Source organism: Pontibacter populi, from assembly GCF_019336435.1.
Classification (GTDB): Bacteria; Bacteroidota; Bacteroidia; order Cytophagales; family Hymenobacteraceae; genus Pontibacter; species Pontibacter humidus.
This window is the reverse complement of record NZ_JAHWXQ010000005.1, coordinates 252217-259969: the sequence shown is the minus strand read 5'-3', so window position 1 is coordinate 259969 and position 7753 is coordinate 252217. Positions and strand designations below refer to the sequence as shown.

The window sequence follows — 7753 nt, the reverse complement described above, 5'->3', positions numbered from 1 at the left end:
TTGGTCCGGTAGTTCAGTTGGTTAGAATGCCGCCCTGTCACGGCGGAGGTCGCGGGTTCGAGTCCCGTCCGGACCGCTTCTATTTAAGAAGCCCTTGGAATATATTTTTCAAGGGCTTCTTTCGTTTTTGGCTAGTTTAAACTATAGTATAGCAAGACACTTACAGCTCTTAAGAATATAGTGAGTTCTGATATTTGCACTTCATTGTCTGAATCAGAATTTGCAGGATGAATGGGGCAACAGAATTAAATACTTAGCTAAAAACTATAACTTGCAAATATCTAGTGCTCTTTATAGACGTAGCTTTCTTAGCCCGCTGCTTAGTTGAAAAAATAAGCTCCAACACTTAAATTACCGGTAAATAAACTGAACTAATTTTCGAAGGGGCTTCAGAAAGCGGGTGTAGAATGGAGGCTGTAGATTGTTTATACGCCAGGCACGGTAATCTTCCTGGTTTGCTCTTATGCGATTCTTAAGCGTTACATTGCTTTTCCCTCCTATACGCATTTTCACCAGCTTTTCAGGAATGTAAGTCGTAGAGATTTTGTACTTGTATAAATAGCGCAGCATCAGTTCATAGTCGGCTGCACTTTTGAATTGAGTGTTATATAGCCCAAACTTTTGATAAACTTCCCGCTTTACATAAAAAGTTGGGTGCGGTGGCATCCAACCAAATAAAAAACTCTCCCGCTTATAACTCCCCGATACCCAGTTTCTGACTACTTTATTTATATCCGACTTTTGCACATATAACAAATCAGCATACACACTATCAGTATTAAACTCCTTAAACGCTGCTGCTACCATAGCTATACTTTCCTGAGAATAGAAGATATCATCCGAGTGCAGGAAACCGATCACGTCGCCTGTAGCCAAACCTATGCCTTTGTTAACAGCATCATACAAGCCATTATCCTTCTCCGATACAAATCTACTGATACGGTTTCCAAAGCTACTTATTATTGATACAGTTCCGTCCGTAGAAAGGCCATCTACCACAATATATTCTATATTCGAATACGTTTGTCCCAGCACCGACTCTATAGCATCAGCTACGGTTTCGCGGTTGTTATAGACAATGGTGATGATGGAGATCTTCAAGTGGGAAATGCTAATGGCTAATAGTAGCTTATGGTGTTATGATGCGTTCACGCTTCGATGTTGCAGGGTTTCCCTGGGATATGGTATAAGCTGCTAAATTCTGCGTTGCTACAGAGCCAGCAGTTAGAATGGAGTGGGTGTGACAGATTATTCCTGGACATACAATAGCTTTTGCCCCTATCCACACTCCTTCTTCAAGGGTTATGCTTCCAATAATAAGATCAAAGGTAGTTTTTTTATAGTTGTGACTTCCGGTAAGCAGCATCGCACCTTGTGACAGCGTAACATTATCCTCTATAGTTACCTGTGCCAGGTTATCGATCCAAACCTTTTCTCCTATCCAGACATGATTTCCAATATTCAGCAGCCAGGGATACTTGATATTAACCATTGGCTTTATCACTACACCTTTACCTATAGTAGCCCCGAACAAACGTAGTAACAATACTTTCAGGCTGCTAAGGGGATTCAGTGGATTTATGAAAAATAGCCCGTTAACAAAATACCAAACTGTACGTTTTACAACACCAGCACCCGGTTTGTACCAATTATTGTTGTATGCGGATAAGTTTACGGCTGTTGAATTTTCTGCTTGTAAAGCCATTATGGAATTAACAATACTGCAAGATGCAAAATTACCATGAAGAAAATATAATAAAACAATAAGGTCTGCACAGAAATACTATCAGAAACGGAATAGTGCTCTATATTGCTCTAATATTGTAGGATCAGTTATGAATTCCTGAGCATTTGCAAAGGCTGCCTGCGCCATTTTTTGATATTGCTCGTCTGGCATCTCAGCTAATTCATATATAGCATTAATAAAGCTCTCAGGCGCAGAAAGTGGCAGATCATACCCTATACCTTTATCTCTAAGATAGCGCCAAGGCGTTTGGTCACTTATAATGACTGGTAAACCAGCAGCAAAGCTCTCCAAGATAACATGTCCAAAATTTTCACCTTTTGTAGGCAACAGCAGAGCATGGTACTTCTGCAGAGTTGTATGGACCATATTATTTTCAATACTCCCGTGGTAAGTGACGCTGATTTGTTCTGGCAATTGCTTAATAAGAAACTGACACTCTTGCCAATAAGCTTCATCATACACTGGCCCAAAAATATCCAGCTTTAGATTAATAGCTGGCTTCAAGTGTTTTAGAAGCTGTAAAGCGAATAGGGTATTTTTTTCCGGTGATATACGGCCAATGCTCACCAGGTTTAATTCTCCTCTCCTTTTTAACTTTTCAGATAATCCATTTCCTATAGAAGTCTTTGCTAAATTAGGAGCTATCATCACTTCCTGTTCTTGGTCCAGCACCTGAAGAATATGTTCTTTCTCTGCACTATTTGTTGCATGAAAGCGCACTTCACTGTAAAGGCCTATAAGCTTTATAATACGTAAAAACCATCTCTTCTTGCCCCCCTTTACCTGAATGGCGCTCGGCGCCAACATGCCTCTTGAAGAAACAATTACCTGATTACATCCTATCAGCTTTGCAATCCGCAAGGGAAGTACAGAGAAATACAAAGAATAAATACCATTGATGAAAATGATATCGGGGCGAGCCTCTGCAGCAGCTTTCTTAAGCACACTAAATTTAAGTTCTGGTGCAGCGATATAGTAAACCTGTAAATGGGTCGAAAGCCTATTCCAACTACCAGCACTAACTGTAGTATAAGGCTCTGTTTCGCAGTAGTCCGTGTCACGTGTAATTACCCAAAAATCATACTCATCCCGAAGATGCTCTATCATATTAGCGCATGACTGAATTGGCCCACCTGCCTTATACCCAGGCAAAAACCAGTCTATGAATATGAGGATGCGGGGTTTAGGCATTTTCTGAGATCACTTTCTGATATAACACTTCATACTGGGCAGCAACAGCTTCAGGCGTAAAACGTTTTACATTACTGTATCCAGCTCTTACAAGCTGCTCCCTCAAAGCTTCATCAGAAATTAATTGCACTATTGCCGATTGTATCTGATTTATATCTGCTGGATCTACCAAAAGCGCCGCATCACTAGCAACTTCAGGCATAGCTGTGATATTAGAGGTAATAACCGGCCGGCCCAGGGCATTTGCTTCCAGAATTGGAAGACCAAACCCTTCAAATGTAGAGATAAATGTAACTATGTCTGCTTTATAGTATAGCCGCTTTAGCTCCTTATCTGGTACATTTGTAAAGTTCTCAAAGTCAATCTTATGGTTGTGAAGCAAATTGTTTTGAGCTTCAGATAGCATACCTACGATACACAGTTTGCAGTCTAATCCATCGATTGCTTTAACAAGATTCTCCAGGTTCTTATTTATCTTGGTTCCTACCTGCAACAAAACTGGTTTATTTGTTATAGGTCCTCTCCTGGGTCTAAAATCTTCTTCCCTGAAGTTGACGCAGTTTGGAATGACAAAAATCTTCTTCTCTGAAATACCTGTAGCATATAAAAGCTGTCGCTTACTATGTTCCGAAATAACAGTTACATATTTAACCTTATTAACAGGTAGTTTTAGCCAGAGCAGTTGTAAAATAACATTCTTTAACTTAGAAGAACTATGAAGGGACTCCAGGTCATGAATGGTCAAAACCGTTCTCCTTCCATCAAGCGCCAGCGCTGCGTAATAAATATCTCCTGTTATATGGTTTACATCTCCCTGGTTCTTCCGGGCATACCGCATGTTTTGTAGTAAGGTAATCGGATTTAGTGCTGATTTAAAAGGCATATGTACCGACCTTATTTCGGAAATCTTAAATGCTCCCGAAATTGTTCGGAAAAGATTCTCGATACTATAGAACGACGGCGTGGGCTTACGGAAAATAAGGGAGACAATCATGAACAAATCAGATTTCTACTTTTAGTATATTCCTGAACGACCAGAAAACTATAAACATGGCAATAGAAGCCTTAACTAAATAATTCAGTGTGGTGATTAAATCCGTTTCAGCTTTAATTACTTGCAAAAACAAAAATGGTATCCAAAGTATCAATGTAGGGTTATCCCTGCTCTTGATTAGAATAAAGCGAAGAATAAAGCTAAATAGCATACCTATAAAAAACATGAATGCAATACCGCCAGTTCGTCCATAGTTGGCATAAGCTTCTCCTATGATACTTATGTTCATACTAGTACCATATTGAAGCTCTATACCAGTAAAACGTAGCATATTTTCCCTACCACCTGCTGTAGCTTTAGAATCAGCTATAAAGCGGGGCAGCAAAGAAGCAGCAAACGCATTTCCTATAGTTTCCCCACCAGCAAACGGCTGATTGTACGGCACATAGTTCATAACCCGTGCAATAATCCAACCTTGGTTTAAACGGGTAATTGTATTCTCATTTCTTTTTTGCTCAAACATACTTTCAGGAGAAAGTAGTGTAGAAAATACCATAGTAGTAAACAATTCAGAACGGGCCAGGGAACCTAAAGAAGCATTTGTCCAGGCAACATTGCGATACTGGTATTTTACTGTTTGAAGCACCAACAGCATAAAGAACCCTAAAGCTAAGTAAGTTAACTTTTTAGGCATACTTACATAATTCTTTATTGTATAAATAAAGATGAAGAACAATCCCCAAAGTACTAAGTCATGAAAAATAGCAGATGCCAGCACTTCCAACAAAAGAAATGCAAACACTACATACAACACGGTCTTATTGCCTGATTTACTTAAGTACAGGTAAAAAGCACCAATATACTTTAATTGCGAAAGCAGGTATAAAAAGAAGTAAAGAACTGGAGGAACAAAACTTGATAATAAACTAGCGGCAAAGCCAACGGCTAATAAATAATAGGCTCCCTTAGTTTTTGAAGTAGTTGAATCCTCAAGTTTTTCTACCTGTGACAGAGATATTTGCTGGGCACTAAATATAGGTAATGATAGCCCAATGTAATATAGAAAAGTGCCAGGAATTATGTAACTAAAGTAAACTTCTTCAGGAATATTCATCCCATAGAAAGGGTGATTTATACCAGTATAATAACTCAATACCGGTCCAATAATCCATTGAAGAGAAGCGATGAAGCCAATAACAAGGTTAACCGGAATACCTTCACCAAAGCCAAACAAGAGATTGATCAGAATATAACTAAAGAAGAGCACACCAGTTACTGCCCAAAGTGATAACCCTGTAAATCCAAGCAGTACAATTGCAAGGCAAATCAAAATACCTACCCTGTATGCAAGTTTATTATTTTGCATGCTGCTTATCATTAAACCTACTAGCTATTTATATAATTCGAAATCGCATCACTCGTATGCTGATAGCTCCAACTTTTGATCTTCACTGCCGAATAGTTCCCCATCTCCTTAATTTCCTGTTTTGGCTTATTCGCGATAGTTCTCAAAATATCAGCAAGCTGTACAACATTCTCTGACTCAAACAAGTAACCATTCTTACCAATCTCGATAAGATCCGTTGCCCCTCCCACCTTGTTGCTTGCAATAACGGCAAGGCCGCACGCCATTGCTTCGTTCATACTCAATCCCCAGGTTTCTGTAACAGAAGGTAATATTAACACGTCACCAAGCCTGTAAATAACAGGCATAATGGACTGATTTTGAAATGGCAAAAACTTTATATTTTGGCACGAATCTGCCAACTGCTTCAATTCAATTTCAAGAGCCCCGTCTCCGATCACAAGTAAAATAGAACTAGGAGATTTGATTGAATTAAAAGCGTTGATCAAAAGTTTTGGATTCTTCTTCCACTCAAGTTTACCAGTAAACAGAAAGACATTTTTTTCAGGCTCAATCCCAAGACTCTGTTTCAGTTCACTGGCTTTATGTTCATGTTCTAATGAACTAAACCTATCGTTATCTATTGCGTGAGGAGCATATATAAGTTTATTCTCTGGCACACCATGTTTCAGAAAATATTTCTTATTGTTTGTCCCAACATATAAGGCTGCATTAATGTGTTTATATACCCATAATAACAGAATTCGACGAAGCACGGTTTTTAGACCCAGCTTTTCATCAAGTAGGGTAGAGTCACCTCTGAATAGAATTTTAGCTTTATTACGGAAATGTCGCAGCACTTTAAGATGACTGTCAAAACTCCAGCCATAAACCAATATATGCGTTGCTCCAAAAGATTCTATCTCCTGAACCAGCGTTGGATTAATAATTCCCTTGAATAATGAGGTAGAGGGATTAGGAGAAGTATTCTTGATAAAAGTGTACTCATACCCATCCAGTAAAGGGATATCCCATTTGATGGTTTTTTTAAAGCCTGGATCAGTAAACCCTGACGACTCCTTACCTAATGTATAATATACTTTAACTTTAAAGCGTCCATCCTGGGCAAGTAGCTTGAAAAGTGGGGCATTATACTGAATAGGGTGTGAAGAAAGTATTGCCAGCTTATTCATGAACTAAACTTTTTGCGATCGCTTTATCCAAATGTTCAGCCAAAACTTTAGTAACATTATACGCTGAGTACTGTTCAAAAGCAGACCTATCAACGCTGGAAGGATCGAAAGTTAAATGAAAATTACGATAACATGACAGTTTATTGTCAAGCTGACTAGTTATAGTTGAAAGGCCTGCTTCTCCATCAAAATTCAGCACAACTCCAGCCCTTGACTCCTCGATTACCTTTCCCGCTGTACTAGCACTATGCAATACTGCTAGTAAAGGTTTTTGGGATAATATACCCTGGTAAACTTTTGAAGGCGTGTAATGTGGCTCCGTACTACCCAACACAAAAATACCATCAGCTGCCTCAAGGTGAGCCAACACGTCCAGGTATGGAATGCGCTTCGGATACTCAAATACAGCAGTTTGCCAGAGATCATACTTTTCAGCTAATGTCTTAATGTTAAAACTGGTGGCATCATTAGCTCGGCTTCCGGTACCGATAAAGTGTATCTCCAGATCAGAGATTTCCTTGTGTGCTTGCAGCCATTGAAATATGATTTCCAACGGCTTATAAGCTTTAGGTAGCATCGCACCTGCATAAACTAACTGCAGTTTATCAGGCTTATAAGTAAAAAGATAAGGTTTAAGATTAAGTTTTTTAAGTGCAAAATGATCTTCCGCCTCACCTCCATAAGGCATAGCCACATGAACCGCCTCCATATATAAATATGGATTACGGTCTAGTACAGGCTTATAATAGCTCTCGGCAACACCTGTAATCAAGGTTGCTTTCTTAATGGCAATTGGTTCTAATAATCCGGAAAGCTTAGTACTAACCCAATGGCGCGAAAACAAACGCTCGCTTCCAGCAAAAAAATGCACCCAAGGATCAATGTAATCAATACCGTAAGGAATACCTGTTTTAGCATGTACAACCCTCCCTAGCAAAGAAGTATAGAATGATGGGATAGGAATGTATATAAAGTCCGGCCTTTCTGCATTGATAAGTTGAAGAAGCTTTTTATATAAATGATATCCCCCACGAAGCCCAATATCACCAATAATGCGGATAGGACCTGTTGGGAAAGCATCAGAAGTCTCAATTTGAAGCTCCGAATCAATCAATTCCTTCAAATTCCAGTCTGGTTTCTCCTCATAATGGCTATGGTGCACAGTAAGTACAATTGGTTTCCAACCAAAGGCAGGCAAGTGCTTAGCAAATAAGCGGGTACGGTGAACAGCTGCCAGATTAGAGGGAGGAAAGTGAGGAGATACTATAATTACTTTCTTCATG

7 protein-coding genes and 1 tRNA gene are annotated in these 7753 nt (G+C 39.3%); 1 reads left to right on the top strand and 7 read right to left on the bottom strand.

What is annotated here, in order from left to right; genetic code table 11:
- The first annotated feature begins 2 nt into the window (after positions 1 to 2).
- Positions 3 to 76 (top strand) — tRNA-Asp (locus KYK27_RS16480).
- Between the two features lie 275 nt (positions 77 to 351).
- Here KYK27_RS16480 and KYK27_RS16475 read toward each other — a convergent pair.
- The 7 genes from KYK27_RS16475 to KYK27_RS16445 form a co-directional block, all read right to left on the bottom strand.
- A complete protein-coding gene (locus KYK27_RS16475) occupies positions 352 to 1101 on the bottom strand; it encodes a glycosyltransferase family 2 protein (protein WP_199111405.1) in 750 nt (249 codons plus the stop codon).
- 28 nt (positions 1102 to 1129) lie between these two features.
- Positions 1130 to 1705 (bottom strand): WcaF family extracellular polysaccharide biosynthesis acetyltransferase, encoded by a 576-nt coding sequence (locus KYK27_RS16470; RefSeq protein ID WP_199111404.1) that lies wholly within the window; start codon positions 1703 to 1705, stop codon positions 1130 to 1132.
- Between the two features lie 81 nt (positions 1706 to 1786).
- Positions 1787 to 2854 carry a glycosyltransferase family 4 protein gene (locus KYK27_RS16465; protein ID WP_199111403.1) on the bottom strand — a complete coding sequence of 356 codons (1068 nt, stop codon included), beginning with the start codon at positions 2852 to 2854 and terminating at the stop codon, positions 1787 to 1789.
- A gap of 76 nt (positions 2855 to 2930) precedes the next feature.
- Positions 2931 to 3821 (bottom strand): glycosyltransferase family 4 protein, encoded by an 891-nt coding sequence (locus tag KYK27_RS16460; protein WP_199111402.1) that lies wholly within the window; start codon positions 3819 to 3821, stop codon positions 2931 to 2933.
- A 118-nt stretch (positions 3822 to 3939) separates the two neighbouring features.
- Positions 3940 to 5298: a hypothetical protein gene (locus KYK27_RS16455; protein ID WP_199111401.1), complete on the bottom strand. Its 1359-nt coding sequence runs from the start codon at positions 5296 to 5298 to the stop codon at positions 3940 to 3942.
- A gap of 20 nt (positions 5299 to 5318) precedes the next feature.
- Positions 5319 to 6470 (bottom strand): glycosyltransferase family 4 protein, encoded by a 1152-nt coding sequence (locus tag KYK27_RS16450; RefSeq protein WP_199111400.1) that lies wholly within the window; start codon positions 6468 to 6470, stop codon positions 5319 to 5321.
- A complete protein-coding gene (locus KYK27_RS16445) occupies positions 6463 to 7752 on the bottom strand; it encodes a hypothetical protein (protein ID WP_199111399.1) in 1290 nt (429 codons plus the stop codon). Before KYK27_RS16445 ends, KYK27_RS16450 begins: the two co-directional genes overlap by 8 nt.
- Position 7753 lies beyond the last annotated feature (1 nt).

Coding starts and splice junctions, on each gene's coding strand:
- KYK27_RS16470 (WP_199111404.1), bottom strand. CDS start 1,705: ATGGCTTTACAAGCAGAAAATTCAACAGCCGTAAACTTATCCGCATAC.
- KYK27_RS16455 (WP_199111401.1), bottom strand. CDS start 5,298: ATGCAAAATAATAAACTTGCATACAGGGTAGGTATTTTGATTTGCCTT.
- KYK27_RS16460 (WP_199111402.1), bottom strand. CDS start 3,821: ATGCCTTTTAAATCAGCACTAAATCCGATTACCTTACTACAAAACATG.
- KYK27_RS16450 (WP_199111400.1), bottom strand. CDS start 6,470: ATGAATAAGCTGGCAATACTTTCTTCACACCCTATTCAGTATAATGCC.
- KYK27_RS16445 (WP_199111399.1), bottom strand. CDS start 7,752: ATGAAGAAAGTAATTATAGTATCTCCTCACTTTCCTCCCTCTAATCTG.
- KYK27_RS16465 (WP_199111403.1), bottom strand. CDS start 2,854: ATGATAGAGCATCTTCGGGATGAGTATGATTTTTGGGTAATTACACGT.